Below are 20,190 nucleotides of genomic sequence, written 5' to 3'. Positions count from 1 at the left end.
ATCTTTATGGCATTTTAACCGTTATGATGTGGGTATTACGCCCGATAGAATTTACTGTCGTTGAACACGTCACGATCACGTGGATCATTCGATAAGAACATCCACATCTCTTTCATGCTTTGTTCAAAGAATTCTTCCTCAAACACCACCATGGAACAATGTTCATTCAGCCTGATGACAAAAGATTCGAGTGCATCAAAACCGATGTTTTCGATGTCATCAATATCGATAAAATAAAGTTTCTTATCAGTTTTTTGCGCGCTTTCTGCGGGCAATTCGCCTTTACCAAGAGCAGAGAAGTTGAGCTCTACCGTCAACCCCGTGCGGTTTTGCGTGAGCTCATAGACGTCTTCTGATTGCGTCACAACGTTGTAATTCAGATCATCAAAGTAGCTGAGCGTTTCTTGCTTCATTGGGTATAAGTCTTCCATAAATTGTGCGAGTGCAATCTTGCTCTATTCGCTTATAAGCCTTTTAAATACTGAGCATTAGCAGTAGGGTGAATCGCAACATTCAGAGCGTCTAGATTCTGCTCATTGTGTTCATCAAGCAGCGTTGAAAAAGCCTCTATTAGCTCAGGTTTGGTGATTGTGACTTTGGTTTCTGTCTGGATATCACGTAGGTCAATCAACACGTCTGTAAACAGTTGCGGCAAATCTTGCAGTATTTGCAGGTTCAGCACGTTATGTTCGCTGTAAATTGCGTTATGGCTGCCTTTTTGCTTTTGTACCACATATGGGTTGTCTTTGAGGTTGATGATTGATGTGCGTTTATCACAACGCTTCAAACAACCTTTGTTAACCTTGATTTTGCGGCAACCTTCGGTTTGTTGGAACAAACATTGACGACTGGTTAAGAGCGTATTTGGGTGGTAAATGCTGTAGTAACTGCGCATGTTGTGTGGGCGTTTAATATGACGCATTTGCTTCATGTTCAGCTCGTTTGAGATAAATGCTCCGCGTGCCGCGAATTCTTCTTGCAAACACTTAAACGAGTATGAGTTCACCGTATTCATTTGTGGACCTGCAACCCAACCTAATCCAAGCTCTTGAGCGAGTAAGCCTACGCCAGAGTTGTTGGTGATCAGCAGCTCTGGTTGGATAATTTCTAAGAACTTGCGTGCAGCTTGGTAATCGTCACCAATCAAAATTGCAGGGAACCAAGGCTTCAACGCCGTGTTTTCTTGGAATAAGTCGACCATAGCGTTTAACTCGCTCGCCAATCCCATTGGTAGTTGAAAGTACACATCGACATCGCGATATTTGCACAGCGAAGCATCTTCTAGCGACGAAATCAGTACCGATAGTTTTGCTGTCCCTTCACGCTCTTGTGGCTGAGGTAGCGTCGGTAAACTCGGTACATCAATGGCGCCTTTTAAACTACCGCCTGAGGTTTGTGTTGCCGTGACGTCGAAGTCTTGCGTCTTCTCGGCGACTTTTTCGATGATTGCGGTTTTGTCGTCGTACAGCTTCTTCTTCACTGTTTGCACATCGTCCGCGGATTCGCATTTGTATATCTTTGAGAAGTGTTTCACCGCATGGTCGCGTGGGTTGTCGATATACATCGCTTTACCGAAGTCGCCTTGCAAAAATGCGTTGGAGAAATCACGGTTGAATACGGTGTACAACTCTGTGGTGTCGCTCGACAGCTCTACGCCATCACATAAGCGATCAATCTGCTTACGCCAATTATCGACGACGGTGTAAACGTAGTGGGACTTCTTGATGCGACCTTCTACTTTCAATGAATACACACCTGCATCGGCAAGCGCTTGTAGATTGCCAAAAGCTGAGTTGTCTTTCATGTTGAGCGGGTAGCTGTTGCCTGTCTTGGTTGTCTCGTATTGCTCACGACAAGGCTGACTACAGCGTCCACGGTTGCCCGATGCACCATTACGCGCTGAGCTAATGTAGCAAATGCCAGAGAAACCAATGCAGTAAGAGCCGTGAACGAACACTTCCATCATCACGTTGTGCTGACGACCGAACTGAGCCAAGTGTTTTATTTCATGGATATTGAGTTCACGAGAGAGGTTCACGCGGCTCGCTGTCAACTGATTGAGGAACAGAATCTGTCCTTCATTGTGAGTGTTGAGCTGGGTTGAAGCGTGTACATCTAACTCTGAGAAGTGGTTCTTGAGAATGTAAGCAAGACCAAGATCCTGCACGATTACGCCGTCAATCGCGGTGTTGTTCAACTGGCTAAGTAAGCGAACGATAGCAGGAATTTCGCTTTCTAGAATTAACACGTTCAACGTGAGGAAAATTTTACAATTGTGCTGATGCGCCAACTGTAATACGCCGTTCAAGTTATCTAAGGTGAGGTTGGTTGCGCGGTTACGTGCATTAAAGCGGTCAAGTCCGCAGTAGATGGCATCGGCACCTGCAGCAATAGCCGCTTTAATGGAATCTAAATCGCCACCTGGCGCTAATAACTCAAATTGATCGCGTGTCACTAGTTAACTCTTACTCAATAAAATAGGTTGCGTATTTTATGTGCTTCACAGTTTTAATGTTGGATTGATTAACGCTTTATTAATCTGAATCAATTATTGCCTGTTGGTCGGTCTATTGTAATTACGGGAAGTCATGACCTGAGACCACATGCTCGCGAGTCGGTGACTTGGGTATATAATTTTTGGATATAGTAAAAATAAGGAACTGGCAGATGGTAAAAGTAATCACAGTTGGGTTGGTTGTTGCTCTGGCGTCATTTTCGACCCTAGCAGAAGAGAGTGTTATCCGCGTTGCAAGCCAACATTCGGTGCAAGATACAGCGAATAAATTTGTTCAGATTGCTCAGGGTAAAGGTTTGAATGTGTTTGCTCGCGTGAACCATCAAGAGAACGCGGCGAAGGTCGATATGACGCTACGACCAACAGAAGTGATCGTGTTTGGCAACCCAAAAGTAGGGACGCCATTGATGCAATGTGCACAAGAAGTGGCGATTGATTTACCGCAAAAAGTGCTGGTTTATGAGGATGCAGAAGGTAAGACATGGCTTGCTTACAACAACCCAATGTATCTAAAAGAGCGCCACGGTATTGAAGGGTGTGATGAAGTGCTGACGAAGGTGAGTGGTGTACTCAGTAAGCTAACCGGTGCAGCGGCAAAATAGTGCTTGAAGAATAGGGGCTTATCATCGCTATCTAAGCTTACGACGCTATCATCTACATTAATTTTGAAAACAAAAATCCCCGAGATATTGCTCGGGGATTTTATTTTTAGCTGCTGTTGAACGCTAAGACTAAGTTCGTCGTTTATTGCGTTTATACTGGCTGCGGCTTGGGCTGATAACGCCCAGGTTTGTGGTTCATCGCCAAGATCAAGTTGGTCGCCACAGCGCCAAGTACAGAAAGAGCAATCAAGTAAACATCAACGATAAACAGCGACATCACTACGATGGTGCAGTCCAGAGCCATTTGTACTTTACCTGCTCGAATACCAAAACGTTCCTGAAGAAAAAGCGCCAAGATGTTGAAGCCACCTAAACTCATCTTGTGGCGGAAAATTACCAGCATGCCCATGCCAATCAAACCACCACCGAGTAGCGCTGCGTACACGGGTTCAATACGAGAAATCTCAATCACATGATGCAAATGGTCTACCGCAAAAGACACGATCGAAACCGCAATAAAAGTGTTGATGGTAAAACGCCAACCCATGCGTATCACAGAGAGAATGTAGAACGGCAGGTTCAGTGCGAAGAATATCTGGCCAAAACTGAAGTCACTGACCTTGGTAAGGAAGATCGCCAAACCGGCCGTTCCGCCAGTGAGCAATCCCACCTTGCTGAAGAAGATAACCCCAAGTGACACCAACGCACTACCGAGCGTCAAGGCCAAGAGGTTTTCTCTAAGGCTATGATCTTTATCCATAAAAGTATTTTCCTTGGTTTTAAAGCCGTTTTAGCTGTAAGTACGAAACCAAAACGGATGCGGTTAGCAAAATGCCAACCAAATAATGATAAATCGCTGAATAAAATGTCGTGAAAAGTGATTGATGTCGAGTTTTCGACCTAGATTGCGCGGATGTTAACTGTTTAACAGACTTTACACATTAAGCTAGGGCATGTTGCTCTTTGCTGTACGCATTTTGTTCAACAGCGCATCGGCAACCACCTTACTACCTTTCCTTGCTTCCGCATTACAAGTCCGCTGCGCACCAGCACAAGAACTAACACGCCTTTAGCCAGCGTCTCTGATATCCAGGGTGAATAGAGGTAAGTACCAAGCTGCAGAGCCGCAATATTATGTATCCAGCGCAACAGCAGGCTTGCGATAAACGGTCAAATAGCGCGCCCACTGGCATCAGCGTTTGCTTAATAAACCTAAAAAACCTTGCCTAATAATGAAAGAAATTCCCCTTGCATACGCGGTAGTCTGAACACTCATTCCCCGACTGTATCTGGAGGTGCTGATGACGGCCGACCAAACCTTTCTGAACAACCTGCTTCTCGAGTTGGGTAACACTTGGCAACTGGACTGCTTAGAGCTTGATAACTTTGGACGTTGTGCACTGCTGACTGAAGAAGGCATCGAGCTGGCAATCGATATGGCAGCGGGAAGCAACCACCTTCAGTTTCTTGCAGAATTAGGGGCTCTGTCGGAGGTGCAGAGAGAGCGTCACCTGACCCGTCTTCTTAAGCACAACTTTGAAAATCCGGTCTTGCGTCAGGCACACTACGCCCTGAGTCCGCAAGGCGATCAGGTTCTGCTGCGCTACCAGCACCCGATTGAAGGGTTGGAGCTGGAACTACTGGCGAACCTGCTTGGCAACTTTATTACCACAGCGACTGATGCCAGAAACGCTCTTCAAGCCCCTTTAAAGGAAGAGGCTAAAGCACCTTCTCTGTTTTGCGACGCGCACCTGTTAAAAGGTTAAGGAGTCATTATGCCGGTAACTAAACTTCTCAACACCTTGTTTAAAGGTGTCTCTCAGGTACATCAGAGTGCACCGAAACAGGCGCCGAAACTGGAAAAATCTAAATCAGAACTTCCGGGGGCTGCGCATTCAACACAGAGTATGAGTGAGCCGCTAAGCCAGAACCCTGTAGGTTTGCAGAGTGCGCCTCGCATCCATGATGAGGATCTCACGCCACTTGCCAAAGCTTTTAGCAGCGCACTGCAACAATACGTAGACAATAAACTGGAGAAGCATGGCGAGTTTCTGCGCGGATATTGTGAGATGGAAGAGATCAAGGGACGGATCACCATAGATGATCAGGAAAAAGTCAGGGTCATCAGACTGCCCCGCTCGCCGCAAAAACTGGCAGAAATGTTTAACCTGATGCTAGAAGGTCACTCAAGGTTCGGCTCTATGTATAAAGCGTTAACCCGACCTTTAGAGAGCAAAGACAATATTCTGGGCTCGTACTTGCGCCTTTCTCACGGCAAGGTAAAAGCTGCTAAAACACTGCCTGCCGAAGCGGTGACTAAAGCGGAGCAGACAACCAAAGCTAAGTCTCAGGAAACAAAAGCTGAAGCAGCGCCAAAAAACGCGCCGGCTCCTGCTGCCGAGCCACCGAAAACTGAGATTAAATTTACTTCCAGTGAACGTAATATGATCTCAGACGGTATCAACCAGATACTGTCCGACTACCTGCTCACTGGCAAGAAAGCGGCTTCGCACCAGGAGAAACTGAAAGCGCAACTGGAAAGCGGCGATCCCATGATCAACCGTTTCTTAAATGTGGCAAACGGCGAAATGAAGCTGAGTTGTCCTAAAGACCGCCAGGAGTTGAAAGGATTTCTCGAAGCGCTGCTTAAAGGTCACCGGGGCTTTGATACCCGTTTTTCTGCTGGCTCAAGCAGCCTGGTAAATCTGGTCAAAAAAGCGGTGCAGAGTGAAACTGGCGCACTGCGCCACTACCTGAAGTGGGACAGCAGCAACCGGCTGACAACTCGCACGCCGAGTGATGAAGCGATTAAAGCCGCAGAAAAGGCCGAACAACAAAAGCTTCTGATACTTGAGAACCGTGAAAAAGCCGCGCTGACCAAAGAGATCAAACTCTCTCGGGATCAACAGCCCGCTTTGATGGCTCGGGTTAAACTCGCCCGTCATCTGCAGGTGCACGCCAGAACAAATTGGCCGGAGCTAGAGTTCCGCTCGGTCCCTATAACCAGAATGACCAGCGCCCCGCTGCACGGTGACGAATCACTAACGCAACTGCGGGATATGGTCAAAGCTGTCAGCGGAGAAAACCGCGGTCTTGCCGGAGAGATAGAACTCAACCTAGAGCAGTTGCCGATAACAGCAGAGATCAGAGAGAAAGGCCTTCCGGTTACCCGGCTTCCTGTTAAGCAGGCGCTGACAGAACTCAGAGATAAAGTCACCAACATGGAGAAGGCTTCTTCAAACTGGTTCACCCGGTTGCTGTTTAAACCACAGCATCAGGCGCTGAACGAGATCAAAGGTCGCCTGAACGAGCTGGATAATCTGCGTCAGCAGCTCACCGAGTATTGGCCCGGAATGCCTAATCAGATCTGGTTTAGCAGCTTTGTGGCCAGAGAGGTAGAAAGGCTGAGTGATAAAATCATCCCAGAGCGTACCTTTGGTCCTATCCACCTGACCACACCCGAGCATAAAGCGTGGCAGGTTGTTAAGGCTGAGATGCTCACTAAGTAACTGAACCCCCTTGAGCGTGTTGAACTTTATATGGTCAGCACGCTCTACCTCTTCTTTCTAGCTCGGGCAACCTTCCCGAAATCTATACCCAGGTCACTTTCGCTGAACCATACACTCGGCTTTTCCAATACATTCACTGCCCCTTGGTACCGCACCGGTACTGTGTTGATGAGCTTTAACAATCCAGCCATAAGCACCCCCTCTCGTAATCTGAATTCCTGGCTAATTCATTGAATAAGCAGGTTAAAAAACCTTTGTTGGACCAGTGATTGGAGTGACGATAAACAGCGCTCCACTCACTAAACGCTGCAGATAAATCACGCTAGGGAATGCCTGTGTGAAGCCGGTATAGTCTTCGAAGGTCATTCTATGTTTGGGCTTGTTGTATACACGGTCGGTGCTCTTCATAAGCTGAAGTGGTTTTTCCCACCGCTTATCAGTTACATTAGTCTAGGCATGATTTGGAGTGTTTTTTGCTCATGATACCTCCTTACCATGCAGCTCAAAAAAACATCATGAAAGAACAATACACTTTAGGTGAACAGGGAAGGAACAAGGAAAAATCATGATTAAACAAGTGGGTAGTACGACAATTCAGCCTTTGCATAAGCTTTCTTGTCATTGTGGAAAAGTGCAAATCGAACTGTCATTACCGAATGGAATCGAGAAGCCTCGACGCTGTGATTGTTCCATGTGCCGACGTCGCGGTGCGATTGTGGCATCGGTACCGTTGAACGGAATTCGTATCACTCAAGGTGAGGAAGTACTCAAGCTTTATCAGTTTAATACCAACACAGCTAAGCATTTCTTCTGTGGAGAATGTGGCATCTACACTCACCATCAGCGCCGCTCTAATCCGAGTGAATATGGCTATAACGTTGGCTGCTTAGAGGGCGTAAATCCGTATGAGCTGGGAGAGATAGAGGTGATGGATGGCGTGAACCACCCATCAGACCGATAAGAATTATTCCGATGGATTAAGGCAGTTTAAGTGAACAAGCTGCCATTCATCCAAAGGTGCGCGGCAATACTCGCTGCGTACCCAAGAGCAATCACCGGTGCCCATTTGAGATGACCAAAGAAAGTATATTGCCCCCTCGCCGCGCCCATGAGAGCCACGCCAGCAGCAGAACCAATCGACAGTAAGCTACCGCCAACACCTGCTGTTAGTGTCACCAACAACCAGTTACCCATCGACATGCTTGGGTCCATCGTTAACACAGCAAACATCACTGGAATGTTATCGACGATGGCAGAAAGTATCCCCACCATGACGTTCGCCCAAATTGGATTCCACTCGGTGTACATCACGTTGGAAACCAGTTCGAGATAGCCAAGCAAACTCAAACCGCCAACACACATCACTACGCCGTAGAAGAACAATAAGGTGTCCCACTCGGCGCGAGACACACGGTGGAAGACATCAAATGGTACAACAGAACCCAGACGTTTCAGCGCGTAGTCATCCCCGTTGGCAATCGCCATTGCGGCTTTTTTGGCAAGAGAATGTTTGAGTGTTTTTCGCAGGAAGTAGCCAAAAAATTGCAGATAAGCGAGGCCCATCATCATGCCGACCACTGGAGGGAAGTGTAAAACGGCGTGGAAGGAAACCGCTGTTGCAATGGTCAGGATAAACAAGCCAACGATACGTTTTGCACCACGTTTCAGTTCGATGTGCTCATGAACCGTATCTGGCTTTGTGTTTGGTACAAACAACGACATGATTAATGCAGGTATGACGTAGTTGATTAGAGAAGGTACAAACAACGGCATAAACTCAGCAAAGCTGACGTGTCCTGCCTGCCAAACCATCAGAGTCGTAATATCGCCAAATGGGCTGAATGCACCGCCAGCGTTTGCGGCAATGACGATGTTAATACAGGCAAGATTGACAAATCTTGGGTTGTCGCCAGAAACTTTCATCACTACTGCACACATTAGTAGCGCTGTGGTCAAGTTATCGGCAATAGGAGAAATCACAAATGCAAGACTACCTGTGAGCCAAAATAACTTTTTGAAATCAAAACCTTTGCCAACCATCCACGCTTGCAGTGCATCAAACAGTCTGCGTTCTTCCATCGCATTGATGTAGGTCATCGCCACTAATAGGAACAATAAAAGTTCAGCGTATTCCAAAAGGTTGTGTTCCAGTGCGGCTTTAGCAACGTCAGCTTGGTTGTGTTGGGCAAAGGTATAGCCAATTAAAATCCAGATTAATCCCGCGGCGAGCAGTACAGGCTTGGATTTTCGCATTTGTAGGTATTCTTCCAGCATTACCAGAATGTAGGCAATGGTGAAGAAAATCAGTGCGGCATAACCGACGGTGGAATTGATGAGGTTAAGTTCACTGGTCGCAGCTGCAAACGTGGAGCTAGAAAATATCAAACAGCAAAACGCGACAATTGGGTAGATTGGCATAGACATTTCTCCTTGTCTGACTGGAGAAATTTTAGCCACATATTAATAGGTTAAGTGTGAGTAAGCTCGAATTAACGGTAGGAGTTTTGAATTGATGTAGCTTGCGCCACTACTTTCTGAGTGACGCAATGCTCGCCGCGCCAAATAGGATTACTGCAGCGTATAAACCATAGGTTAACCAATGGCTAATTTCTAAAAAAGGAACGAGTCCCTGACCTGCCCACATACCGCCTCCGTTTAATGAGCATTTTGTTGATGTCGGATAAATTTAAAGTAAATGAACAATGTTTTTTGTGAGTGAAAGCAAATTACAAAGTATTAGAAATGATAATTTTGGCGAGTGAGAGAGAGCTCTCATTTTTATAAAGTCTGCACTAACCAAAAAGTGGTAGTGCAGACCATACATAGTGCTGAATGGATTTAGCGCAGTAATAGTTTTTTCAGCGGCGTAGCTTCAATGCCTTTTACAAGTAGCAGGGTTACCACAATGGTTGCTGGGTAAATAAAGGCGTCTTTAGCTAAGTTTTCTAGCCCTAATATACCTGCCATGTTCATCATGATGATGATCACCAGCAAATGACTCACGTAGATACCTAAAATGCTCGGTGACCACTTAAACACCCATGGCATATTGCCAAAGTTTGGATGGGCAAGAAGCCACATGAATACGCCTAAAGACCAGATCACAGTGCCAAATAAGAAGTCGTGTGAATTAAAAGCGATCTCGTCGTTCATCAAATAATAGGCTTCGGCAAAGTGCAGTGCCATACCAACCAAAATCAAGCGAATGGTGTTATTACGAGACCATTGCCACTGGTGTTGTCTCGCTAAGTAACCAAGCACAACCAACAATGTGCTGAAGAACGGACCATTGCGAGTAAAGAAGGGCGCTGGTAGCTCAGACAGTGTGATGTAACTGCCTGCGAGTACCCCATAGACGTACAACAATATTGCCGTCGGGAGCAGCAACTGCGCCATGCCAACACGAACCAGCAATGCAATGATAGCGACAGCAATCACAAGTGCAGGAATGAACCACAAATGAACTAAGCCGCCTTCTAACAGCGAGTTAATTGGGTTCGACATCAAGTAGCCCCAATAGCCTTGTCGCTCAGCGAGATAGCCTGCCTCCGCAACCACTTGCCAACGGAACGGCATTAACAGACAAATCGCACTCCAAACCAGCCATATCTTAAGCAAGGGCTTAGCGTAGTTTTTCAGTGTTTCAACGGGATTTGCGCTGAGTTTAGGCTGGATTAGATAACCGGAGATGAGGAAAAACAGTGGTACAGCAAAGCGAGCCAATTGGTTAAGCATATACCCAACCCAAGGTACCTCATCCCATTGCCAGTACGTGAGTGCCATTTGACAGTGAAGGCCAACGATCGCGAACATTGCGATGATGCGGGCGAACTCTAAACTGGCAATTTTCTTTGTGGTTGCCATAAATACTTACCTAAAAAAGTGAAAAATCGCTGAGAAATTAACAGCTAATAGCTTACTCATCGCGGTAAAAAATCAACTGATGTGCAATTGATAGTAACCAGTTTGTGAAATTCAGACCCATCTCAAATTTCGAAAATTCGTATTCATTGAGTTGCTCAATGTATTGCGATCGTGATTGTGTCAGAGGGTATACATTGGTTTGACCAGTAAACTTTAGATTGTAAAAAAGTACGACCGTGCTAAAAATGTATTTATGAAAAAAGGAAAAGTAACCAAAGAGCTGATATTGCAGCGTGCATTCCAACTGGCGAGTGAAAACGGGTTGGAAAGTCTCACTATAGGTGAGTTGGCGAAGCAGTGTGGCATGTCGAAAAGTGGCTTGTTTGCTCACTTCAATTCCAAGTTGAACCTTCAACTATCGGTGTTGGAGTTTGCCAATCAAGTATTCGCAGAGCGGGTTATTGCGCCTGCGCGTGAGTTGGGTGACAGCAATATCGAACGTAAAGTACGTGGTCTGTTGGACACTTGGATGACGTGGAATCACTCTTTTCAAGGTAGCTGTATGTTCCTTGATGCTTGGAACGACACCGCAGAAGAAGGCTGTGCGTTGCAAGCTGCATTACGTAAATCGATTGATACTTGGCTGAATTATCTCGAAATTCAAATCAAGAAAGGCAAAGAGAACCAAGAGTTTGTCGCCGATTTAGATACGCGACAAGCGACCTTTGATTTATACGGGCAGTATTTAAGTGCGCACGTGTTTTATTCGATTAAAGGGCAAGAAGAGAGCCAGAGATTGTTTTGGCAAGGCATCGATAATTTATTTATTCGATGGAAGCGCTAGCCCCGCAGTAACGGGCATAGTACGAGATTCATAATGAAGAGCGACATAGAGCGCTCTTTCTTATCAGTATAAAAAGCACGACCGTTCTATTTTGTGCAAAGCTGATAGTTAAGGAAAAGATCATGAGTGAGAAAATCTACTTCAATACTTCGCAGCGCTTCAGTGTTAAGCGTAGCTTGGTCAATATCAGTACGCGTTTGCACCATACGTTGGCACCGTCACATGCAAAAAAGACCGCGCGTAAGCTGTTGCTCACCCCAGCACGTACTCAGCCTAAAAATGCAGAGCCACAGGGGCTGATTAAAAGTGAAGTACAAGGTCATGCTGGTGCAATCAAAACTTATCAGCTTGGTAATGGTCCGGTATGGGTGCTGACTCACGGTTGGTCGGGGACAGCAAGTCAGTTCTATCCGTTGATGGAGCACATCGCCGCATCGGGTTACACCGCTTTGGCTTACGATCACCCTGCTCATGGTGAAAGTGATGGTCAGTATGGGCATATCCCGGGGTTTGTTCGTGGTCTAGAGGACGTGTTGGATTCTGTTGATGATGTTGCAGGTTTGGTGGGGCACAGTATGGGTACTGCGTCAGCGTTAGAATGTCGTCACAGCAAATTAGAAAACAAGCCACTGCTTTTGATTGCGCCGGTGCTTAACTACGTAGAAAACTTGTTTGGCAGCATTGCGCGTTCGGGTTATTCAATGAAGCTATTCAAAGCCGTGGTTTCGGAAGTGGAAGATCAGTTTGGTTACCCATTGCAATCCATTGACCCTGAAAAGCGTCTTGCTGAGCGAAAAGCAAAAACTATCATTGTTCATGATGAACAAGACAAATTCACCAAACACGGTGTATCTGCGAAAGCTGCTAATGAGATTGAGCGAGTCGAATTGGTGACGACGCAAGGGCAGGGTCATGGTCGCGTCATGAAGTGTGATGAGGTATTCCAGAGTTTTGACCGTTTAGTTGACGCTCGTTGATCGTAGCGATGGCGCTTGTGAATCAAAATCTAGAATAACAAAAGGACAGCTGATGCTGTCCTTTTCTATTTTACAATTTTGATAGCGGTAGGTGCTGAATAACAACACCTTAGCAGTGTTTAGTTACAGTTAGCTGGACCAACTTCTTTCCAAACACCCCATTCGCCAGACTTGCTAGGATCTTGACCTTGAGTCCACCATTTCGCTTCCCAAGTTTTACCTGCGTAAGTCACTTGATCACCACCAGTGTAAACTGCCGTTGCATCCCATGCGTTAGTACAAGTACCACCGCCTGTGCTGTGCTTCGCTACAACAACGGTTGCACTTGCAGTTGATACTGCTTGACCATCACTTACGCTTACTGTGAAGCTTAAGCTTGTGTCTTGTGGGTATTCTGCTGCTGTGAACGTTACTTTCGCACCGTTGACCGTAGCATTTAGACCTTGTGGTAGCGTCCAATCGAACGTTAGTGTGTCGTTGTCAGCATCGCTAGAAGCTGAAGCATCAATCACAACCACGTCACCAGCGCTTGCCGTTGCTGGTGCAGAAACCTGTGCAACTGGCGCTGTGTTTGGTGGATCAATCACGCCTGCTGGCTTAACGGTGACTACAACAAGATCAGAAGCCGTTGCGCCTTCGTTATCTGTTACGGTCAGCTTAAACGTTAGTTGCTCTTCAGCTGCGACTTCTACCGCATCAAAGCTTGCTGTTGCTGTGTTCGCGCCAGATAGAACGACTGCAGTACCTGATACTTGCTCCCAAGCGTAACTTGCGATTGTACCGTCAGAGTCAGTTGAGTTGCTGCCATCAAGCACAACGCTTGCAGGACCTGTTACTGCTTGGTCTGCGCCTGCTGCTGCCGTTGGTTTACGGTTTGGTGGGGTAACGACGCCGCCAGCCATACCTTCGTGCATTGCATTAAGGATGTCGCCGTTATCTGCATCAATCTCCCAAGAGAATAGACCTGCTAGACCTAGAGATTTTGCGTAGTTGCCTTTCGCTAACACAGAACGATGATCGTCAAATGTGATTAGCTCACCAGTCGAACGGTTCCACACCCAAGGTGCTTCTGCTTGCGCATCATAGCCGTATTCAAAGCCGTTGATGCCAGTGTTGTTCGCACCTAGCATAAATGACTTAATACCTTTGTAGTCGATTACGCCATCTTCCCAAACACCTTGAGCTGTGCTGCCTTTCAGTTTGCCTGTTGCAGTACCGGTCATTGGGTCATTTGGATCTGTTAGCGTATCAGGTGTTACACCTTCCCAACCACGACCATACATCGCTGTACCAAGAACCAGTTTATTTGCAGGAACACCTTGCGCTAGAAGAAGCTGGATACCGTTATCTGCAGTGTATGCTGGACCTTTGTACGGTTCGCCATTTTCATCCACGCCGCTGCCATCACACTGACCAGGACGCATGAATGAGCCACAGTAAAGAGCAGTTTGGTGACCAGGAACGTTGTTCCAGCCGCCGTAGAAGTCGTAAGTCATCGCAAAGATGTAGTCCATGTACTGAACCGCGTCTGCGTAATCTACGTCTTCAATCTTGTCGTAACCAACACCGATTGCTGAAGTTAGCTCGTAAGTACGACCTGTTTCTGCTTCAAGTTCATCTAGCATTACACGTAGTTCACGCATCAATGCAATGTATGCAGGACCATCGTTTACAGGGTCACCCTTATCTGCTGCAGCGCCGCCGCCACCAGGGAATTCCCAGTCAATATCTACGCCGTCGTAAAATTTCCAAGTTTTCAGGAATTTCTTAACTGACGCGACAAACGTGTCACGATTCTTCTTATCAACGAAGTCGTAGAATGGGTCAGAAAGTGTCCAACCACCGATAGATGGGATAATTTTTAGATCCGGGTTACGTTGTTTCAACGCCATTAGCATTGCGTAGTTACCCTTGATTGGCGTGCTGTATTCATGACCTGCTTGAGGGAAGCTCTTCTGATAAGCTGCCCACGGGTCATGGATAACCACTTCGTAATCATTCACACCACGACATGCCGTTTGCAGTGCATTAAAGCTGTTACCACCAACTGATTTTACTGATTCGTTTGGACCACAAATTGGGATAAAGCCGTAAAGGATGTGAGTTAGGTTATCAACTGGCATGTTGTCGACAGTGTAATCACGACCGTAAATGCCCCATTCAACAAAATAAGTACCCATCACGATACTTGGATCGGTGTTGTAGCTCTTGTTGTTCGGATCAACATTCATCGTCAGAGGCTTCAAGTGTGAGCCGTCTGTATCTGCAATGGTAATTTCTACCGGAGCGCTCTTAGAACAACCTGTTGCGTCACACGCTTCGATTTCCATTTGGTACAAGCCGCCTTGACCATATTCAAACGAAGCTGTGGTTTGACTGCCAGTGATAGCGCCTGTTGCCACTTTTACACCGTCAAAGTAGACGTTGTAAGTGTCGCCAGATGTGCCACTCCACTGGTTAAATTTCACTTTGATCTTAGCCAGTTCATGGTATTTGACCATGTCGTTGTAGCCAGATGTGGTTTCCATTGCCAATTCAATTTTAGAAAATTGAAGGTTATTGGAACCGTACATATCGATACTTGGTGCGGTTGGAGCTGCGTTTGCAGCGCCAGATAGTGCTAGGGCAACCCCAGCTGCACATAGGTTAAATCGAATCATAACTTCTCTCTCAATCCTTGAATTCATGCTCGTTTAGGAACATAAGCTGCTCTTGCGACAGAAAAGACAATCAATTCACACACTGTGCAAAAGCATCCCTTTGAGCATTTCAGAGGCTTATTTTTTTTCAAAAAAAAATAAATCAAGATTCGACCGTGTTACACAAAACTCACTACAAGAAACATAGTTTTGCATAGAAAATACAATATTGAGCCAAGATTTTATAAATATTTTGCATGTGTTTAATTAATCGCTTACTCAGTCCGTAGGGGTTATTTTGCGAGTGAAATTAAACTTTTCTGATGAAACAGAAAGAGTTACGACATAGAGGTAGCGTTGAAAAGGAGGTTATTTGCGACTGAAGTGTTCGCTCAACGCTGCTCTGCGTTTGGAAGCTGCGCCAGTTTCTGAGCCCTGAACCGTGTGTTCGAAGCCTTTTAGGATAAAGCGTTGGTCAGGGAGTCGAGGCTCAATGCGTCGTATCTGTGGAGAGAGATGAGACCCTGAGATTTGGTACTCAGTTTTGCCAAGTCCGGTGTTCAGTGTGACGACTTTGCCATCAAACTCGAATTGAGTGGCGATAAGGCGATGGTTGCGAAAGACACCTTCGGGTGTAAAAGAAAGCTGTTCGGTTTGATAAGGTGGCGCACCGATCTCTATCCATTCACCGTAGATTTTGTTTGGGTCGATGTAATCTAAGTAAGATGCGTACAACTGGTAACTAAGCACACTAATCAACGAGCAACCGAAAACAGCAAAGCCCCCTTTAATGATTTTGAACTGATGACGAGCCCAAAATGAGGGTTGCGGTTCTGGCTTCTGTTTCCTTTTCCTGCGCGCAGTGGTGGTCATGATTCCTACTTACCTTCCTTTTTTATTATGGTGAGAAGCTTGAGCTACAAAAACAAACAATCTAGCTTTTGAGACGGTGAAACTATGATCTGATGTCCACTTTTACATTCCGAAACACAGTTATTGAGAATTTGCTCTTTCAACAAAGACCCATTTAGAGACTTGAGTCGTAAACCGAAACAGGGTAAAAAAGAGCTGATTTTTGATAAGGAAACCAATAATGAGTATTAAGGAAAACAGTTATTTTGCTGGTGGCGTAAAGTCACTAGGTTTTAGTCAACAAGGGCAGGATGTCAGTGTTGGCGTAATGCTACCAGGTGAATACACGTTCGGCACACAAGCGCCGGAGCGTATGAGTGTTGTTAAAGGTGCGTTGATCGTAAAGAAAGCGGGTGAAGTGGATTGGGTCACCTACAATAGTGGTGAGTTCTTCGAAGTTGAAGGTAATTCATCATTCGAACTGCAAGTGAAAGACGCGACCGCGTACTTATGTGAGTACCTCTAAGTACTAAATAGAATTGAGATAAAAGCCACCTTTTGGGTGGCTTTTTTCATGCATGTTGTTCAGATACAAACGTTTTTTAACAACAAACTGATAACTTTGTATATACTTAATACAGGTGCAACCATCAACAAGGAGGAAGTGATGGCAGTACAACCTAAACATTCTGATCTCCCTCCTCGCTTTGAGGCGACGGAATTTACGACAGAGCAAAGGCACCGTTTCACGAAAGTTGCGAATGCGGCACAAAAGCGTCGTGCTTTCTATAAACGAGCGATTGAAAACAGTCTAGTCGGAAAAATTAAGGAACGGGCACTGAAACCCGTTATTCGTCCTAGAGAGGATAAACCAAGTAAAACACGCCAAGTGATTTGGTTGATTACGTTTTTGCTCGGCGGTTTATGGGCGATGTACATGTTTGCTTAACATGTGTGATAACGACCATTTGCACTTGCCATGATGCTAAGCAATTGGTCGTTATAAACTGGCATCGCGTTGTAACGAGGTCACATTTTCACTTCCCATTGCGCCAACAAGCGAATGTCTTTGATGGCGTAACTCTTCTGCATGCGAGCAATGCTCATAATAGGCGTACTGGTTTTTACCCGTGTGCTTTGCCGCGTACATGGCTTTATCCGCACAACGAGTCAGCTCAGATAGGTCATTCGCATCCTGGTGATAGATGGCAACGCCAATGCTCATTGTAAGCTCATTAATCGTGTCTTCCGATTGATAGCCAGTTTTAAATAGATTGACGATGCGATCCATGATGGTGTCTAAGTCCTTTTTACAGCGCACATCGTAGAGCATGAGTACAAACTCATCACCCGCAAAGCGAGCGATCGAATAATCGTGTTTGTCTGTCTTTCGGTCTTTGTTGCGAATGTTGTTTTTCAAGCGTGTCGCGAAGTGTTTTAGTACGCGGTCACCCACATCATGACCATAGTTATCATTGATGTGTTTGAAGTTATCAATATCAAGGAAGACCAATGCGGTAACCGTATTACTATGGGTTTGATCTAGCTCCTCTAGCTTGGCGCGAGCCCAAGTTTCAAAACTCCAGCGATTCGCTAAGCCAGTCAATTGATCGAGATAAGCGAGTTCTTCAATCCCTTCTCGATAGAGAGTTTGGATGTAATTAACCACTTTTGAGTAGTAATAAGAAAACGTATGGCACACAAAGCAGATCGCCACTAAGGTGAACATAAAGCGACGCTCAGTCATTTCACTTGCAGTGGGAACACTTTCTAGAAAGGTTAAACCAAAAAAAATAATGAGTGTGTAACTGACACTGAATAGTAAGCCGACCTTAAATTCATTAATTAGAATAATGGCAGCCACAATGGGGTAGAGCCAAAGCAACCTGCCGGATGGCGCGTCGTTATAGAGCAGCAGTAGTAAACCATCGAACATCAATACCGCGGTGAGCAGTAAATCTGCGTATTGATGATGCCCACGTACTTTAATTAAATAACTGATGGCTAAACATGCCACAGCACACAGACCAATTAAAAAGCTAAGCCCCCAGTTCCCTTCAAAGTAATGCAGCACAGAGCCATAGGCTAAAAATGCCGTCGCAATGCTGGAACAGAGAAATACAATCTTCTTTTTTCTTGTCGATCGGATATCCGCCATTTCCTCTAGGCGTGCTCCGGCCAATTTCGACATTGTGTATCCCTACTTTAGAATTATTTAATGCCTATTCTAGGTGGTAATTTAGTACTACATGGAATAGCAATACGTTTAATTGTGATATGAATCATGTTTGGCATGAATGTGAGTTGTTGAATTTGTAAGAAATTTACGACTTGTGAAAGTTTTCAGGATTATGAAAACTTTCAAAAAACCAAGTATGAATTGCGCTTATTTTGAACAAATTAACGTGATTATTCTTAAACATTTCTGTGAAATGAAAGCGATTTCAAAATATGAATGACAAATTAGAATCCAATAACATTATGATTTTAATTAACAAAATACGGCGCTAGTTTCATGCGTTGTTTCATGTCATTTCGAGTGCTTGTGCCATGTGAAGCAGTAGCGACTTTTCAAACGTTTCATTCCTTAAGATCCCTATTGAAATAATTACACCTACAAAAACTTAGGGAAATCACATGAAAAACTTAAAGGTTTTACCTCTCACTCTTGCAGTGGCCACTTCGCTTGCTTCTCTTTCTACTTTTGCTGCCGATTCTGATGTAGAAGCTTTGGAAAAACGTATTCAAGAACTGGAGAAACGCATTGACCCAACTTATGTCGATGACCAACAACCAGCGGTATTAACGCCGGACATTGAGATTCCTTATGGCGTTGTGTTCTCTGGTTATGCTCGTTACGGTGCTCACTACCAAGGGGGCGACCAAAAGTACGTGATGGTTGATGGCTCTTTTAACGGCTCATCCGCTATTGGTCGATTAGGTAACGAAGGCAATGGCGGTGAATTCCAGTTAGCTAAAGCATTTAAGAATGACAGTGGCGCAATCTGGGATGTTGTGGTGATGTTCGATCACTGGGGTGACGAGGTGAACCTGAAAAAGGCTTATGCAGGCGTTACGAATGTACTAGAGAGTCAGCCGAACGCTTACATTTGGGCTGGTCGTGATTTCCATCAGCGTCCACAACAGGGCATCAACGATTACTTTTGGATGATGCACGATGGTCAAGGTGGCGGTATCAACAACCTTGAGCTTGGTTCCGTCAAACTTGACCTTGGTGTGGTTGCTTCGGTTGAAAGCTGTAACCCGGAAATCACTCCGGGATCAAACCCTTCAATCTCTTGTACTGGTGGCTCTGGAACGGGTGATAGCGGTGCGTATGCATTCACGTCTAAACTGCACGGCATTGATATGGGCTTTGCTGATTTAGAGCTTTACGCGAACTATGGTTTTGATTCAGAAGCAATTGAGAGCTCAGAACACATTGATGCTTACCAGCTGGGTGCGGTGATTTCTCGTGCACACGACAGCGGATCAAACCGTTTAGTGTTGCGTTATTCTGATAACGCTGACAACGGCGTATTCTGGAAAACAGAAGACTTAACAACTATTTACGCAAGCTTTGAAGGTAATGCAAACCTTGGTGAAAACGCTGCGGTTGAATACCTATTGGCATATCACGATTACTCAATTGACGGTTCAAACAAGCTTGAAGATGAGCGTACTAACTACAGTGCTATCGTCCGTCCGATGTACTTCTGGAATGATGTTCACTCGACTTGGCTAGAAGCGGGTTACCAAATGGTTGATTACGCACGTGCCGATGATGACAACACAGGCTGGAAAGTGACGCTATCGCAAAATATCTCGTTTGATTGGGGTGCTGGCGCTCGTCCGATGCTCCGCTTCTACGCGACGGCAGGTGAGGTCGACAACAAAGCAACCAACAATGACCCTAAGCAAGACACATTTAGCGTAGGTGCTATGTGGGAAGCTTGGTGGTAAACCGAGTCTAATTAATTACTGTCCATGTAACAGTGGTAGGCACTGAAGGCAGATTTATTAGGTTTCTACCACTGATTTATTTCTTAACTCTCTCTATTTAGTCATGGTGTTCATTGCAACCAGTGAAAACCATACTGTCCATTATTGACCCTATTTTGAGCCGCATTTGCGGCTCTTTTTTTGTTTCTATGCTTTAAAAAACTGCGCAGAGATCTTTATTAAAGAGTTGTGAAATCAATGCCTTTATTGAATCTCATTTGAACGTGAAATGACCGTTTCATGAAACAGTTTCATGGCGTGAAAGGAAACTGCCTACCGCTTCATTTTTTCCGATATTGCCCGAATCTAAAGGGATTTCGGTGTGATTTCTCTCACGATAACACCCTAGTGGATAAGAAATACTAGCTGCCATGAAAGCGGTTTCG

At 45.4% G+C, this 20,190-nt stretch carries 17 protein-coding genes; 9 read left to right on the top strand and 8 right to left on the bottom strand.

The genetic code is table 11. The features are described from left to right. Positions 1-35 precede the first annotated feature (35 nt). The gene (locus VHA02S_RS05530; protein ID WP_038898441.1) at positions 36-431 is read right to left on the bottom strand and encodes a hypothetical protein; all 396 of its coding nucleotides are present in this window, start codon (positions 429-431) and stop codon (positions 36-38) included. Positions 432-463: 32 nt separating this feature from the next. Beyond that, entirely contained in the window at positions 464-2,455 is a 1,992-nt protein-coding gene (locus VHA02S_RS05525; protein WP_038898442.1) for a peptidase U32 family protein, read from the bottom strand. A 212-nt stretch (positions 2,456-2,667) separates the two neighbouring features. Between VHA02S_RS05525 and VHA02S_RS05520 the strand changes: the two genes are divergently transcribed. Beyond that, on the top strand, positions 2,668-3,117 hold the full coding sequence (locus VHA02S_RS05520) for a DUF302 domain-containing protein (protein ID WP_005448963.1): 450 nt from the start codon (positions 2,668-2,670) through the stop codon (positions 3,115-3,117). 151 nt (positions 3,118-3,268) lie between these two features. Here the strand turns inward: VHA02S_RS05520 and VHA02S_RS05515 are convergent, their stop codons facing one another. Beyond that, a complete protein-coding gene (locus VHA02S_RS05515; RefSeq protein ID WP_038898443.1) occupies positions 3,269-3,877 on the bottom strand; it encodes a DUF6198 family protein in 609 nt (202 codons plus the stop codon). A 541-nt stretch (positions 3,878-4,418) separates the two neighbouring features. Here VHA02S_RS05515 and VHA02S_RS05510 point away from each other — a divergent pair. The 3 genes from VHA02S_RS05510 to VHA02S_RS05500 all read left to right on the top strand — a co-directional run bounded on the left by VHA02S_RS05510 (position 4,419) and on the right by VHA02S_RS05500 (position 7,587). Then, a complete protein-coding gene (locus tag VHA02S_RS05510) occupies positions 4,419-4,883 on the top strand; it encodes a CesT family type III secretion system chaperone (protein WP_009696607.1) in 465 nt (154 codons plus the stop codon). 9 nt (positions 4,884-4,892) lie between these two features. Beyond that, complete coding sequence (locus VHA02S_RS05505) at positions 4,893-6,626, top strand: hypothetical protein (protein WP_038898444.1); 1,734 nt, start codon at positions 4,893-4,895, stop codon at positions 6,624-6,626. A 565-nt stretch (positions 6,627-7,191) separates the two neighbouring features. Then, the gene (locus VHA02S_RS05500; RefSeq protein WP_005448972.1) at positions 7,192-7,587 is read left to right on the top strand and encodes a GFA family protein; all 396 of its coding nucleotides are present in this window, start codon (positions 7,192-7,194) and stop codon (positions 7,585-7,587) included. 26 nt (positions 7,588-7,613) lie between these two features. Here the strand turns inward: VHA02S_RS05500 and nhaD are convergent, their stop codons facing one another. Together nhaD and VHA02S_RS05490 are read right to left on the bottom strand one after the other, a co-directional pair. After that, positions 7,614-9,044: a sodium:proton antiporter NhaD gene (gene nhaD, locus VHA02S_RS05495; RefSeq protein ID WP_050567807.1), complete on the bottom strand. Its 1,431-nt coding sequence runs from the start codon at positions 9,042-9,044 to the stop codon at positions 7,614-7,616. Positions 9,045-9,464: 420 nt separating this feature from the next. Continuing rightward, complete coding sequence (locus tag VHA02S_RS05490; protein ID WP_038898446.1) at positions 9,465-10,490, bottom strand: acyltransferase; 1,026 nt, start codon at positions 10,488-10,490, stop codon at positions 9,465-9,467. Positions 10,491-10,743: 253 nt separating this feature from the next. Between VHA02S_RS05490 and VHA02S_RS05485 the strand changes: the two genes are divergently transcribed. Together VHA02S_RS05485 and VHA02S_RS05480 are read left to right on the top strand one after the other, a co-directional pair. After that, complete coding sequence (locus tag VHA02S_RS05485; protein WP_005448982.1) at positions 10,744-11,334, top strand: TetR/AcrR family transcriptional regulator; 591 nt, start codon at positions 10,744-10,746, stop codon at positions 11,332-11,334. 122 nt (positions 11,335-11,456) lie between these two features. Next, on the top strand, positions 11,457-12,311 hold the full coding sequence (locus VHA02S_RS05480; protein WP_017818347.1) for an alpha/beta fold hydrolase: 855 nt from the start codon (positions 11,457-11,459) through the stop codon (positions 12,309-12,311). A 119-nt stretch (positions 12,312-12,430) separates the two neighbouring features. Here the strand turns inward: VHA02S_RS05480 and VHA02S_RS05475 are convergent, their stop codons facing one another. Together VHA02S_RS05475 and VHA02S_RS05470 are read right to left on the bottom strand one after the other, a co-directional pair. Beyond that, positions 12,431-14,971, bottom strand: coding sequence for a glycosyl hydrolase family 18 protein (locus tag VHA02S_RS05475; RefSeq protein WP_026138283.1), 2,541 nt, complete (start codon positions 14,969-14,971; stop codon positions 12,431-12,433). A 348-nt stretch (positions 14,972-15,319) separates the two neighbouring features. Continuing rightward, entirely contained in the window at positions 15,320-15,823 is a 504-nt protein-coding gene (locus VHA02S_RS05470; RefSeq protein WP_029790555.1) for a DUF2850 domain-containing protein, read from the bottom strand. Between the two features lie 220 nt (positions 15,824-16,043). On the opposite strand from VHA02S_RS05470, the gene ppnP reads away from it, so the two are divergent. Both ppnP and VHA02S_RS05460 read left to right on the top strand, forming a co-directional pair. Further along, positions 16,044-16,328, top strand: a complete 285-nt coding sequence (gene ppnP / locus VHA02S_RS05465) for a pyrimidine/purine nucleoside phosphorylase (RefSeq protein WP_005448986.1) — start codon at positions 16,044-16,046, stop codon at positions 16,326-16,328. A 141-nt stretch (positions 16,329-16,469) separates the two neighbouring features. Further along, positions 16,470-16,751 carry a hypothetical protein gene (locus tag VHA02S_RS05460; protein WP_005448987.1) on the top strand — a complete coding sequence of 94 codons (282 nt, stop codon included), beginning with the start codon at positions 16,470-16,472 and terminating at the stop codon, positions 16,749-16,751. A gap of 51 nt (positions 16,752-16,802) precedes the next feature. On the opposite strand, the gene VHA02S_RS05455 is transcribed toward VHA02S_RS05460, so the two are convergent. Continuing rightward, positions 16,803-17,993 carry a GGDEF domain-containing protein gene (locus VHA02S_RS05455; protein WP_005448988.1) on the bottom strand — a complete coding sequence of 397 codons (1,191 nt, stop codon included), beginning with the start codon at positions 17,991-17,993 and terminating at the stop codon, positions 16,803-16,805. Positions 17,994-18,439: 446 nt separating this feature from the next. On the opposite strand from VHA02S_RS05455, the gene VHA02S_RS05450 reads away from it, so the two are divergent. Beyond that, the gene (locus VHA02S_RS05450; RefSeq protein WP_005448989.1) at positions 18,440-19,765 is read left to right on the top strand and encodes a carbohydrate porin; all 1,326 of its coding nucleotides are present in this window, start codon (positions 18,440-18,442) and stop codon (positions 19,763-19,765) included. The last annotated feature ends 425 nt before the right edge of the window (positions 19,766-20,190 follow it).

It is taken from the genome of Vibrio harveyi NBRC 15634 = ATCC 14126 = KCTC 12724, from assembly GCF_001591145.1.
GTDB lineage: Bacteria > Pseudomonadota > Gammaproteobacteria > Enterobacterales > Vibrionaceae > Vibrio > Vibrio harveyi.
This window is presented reverse-complemented; position numbering and strand designations above follow the sequence as displayed.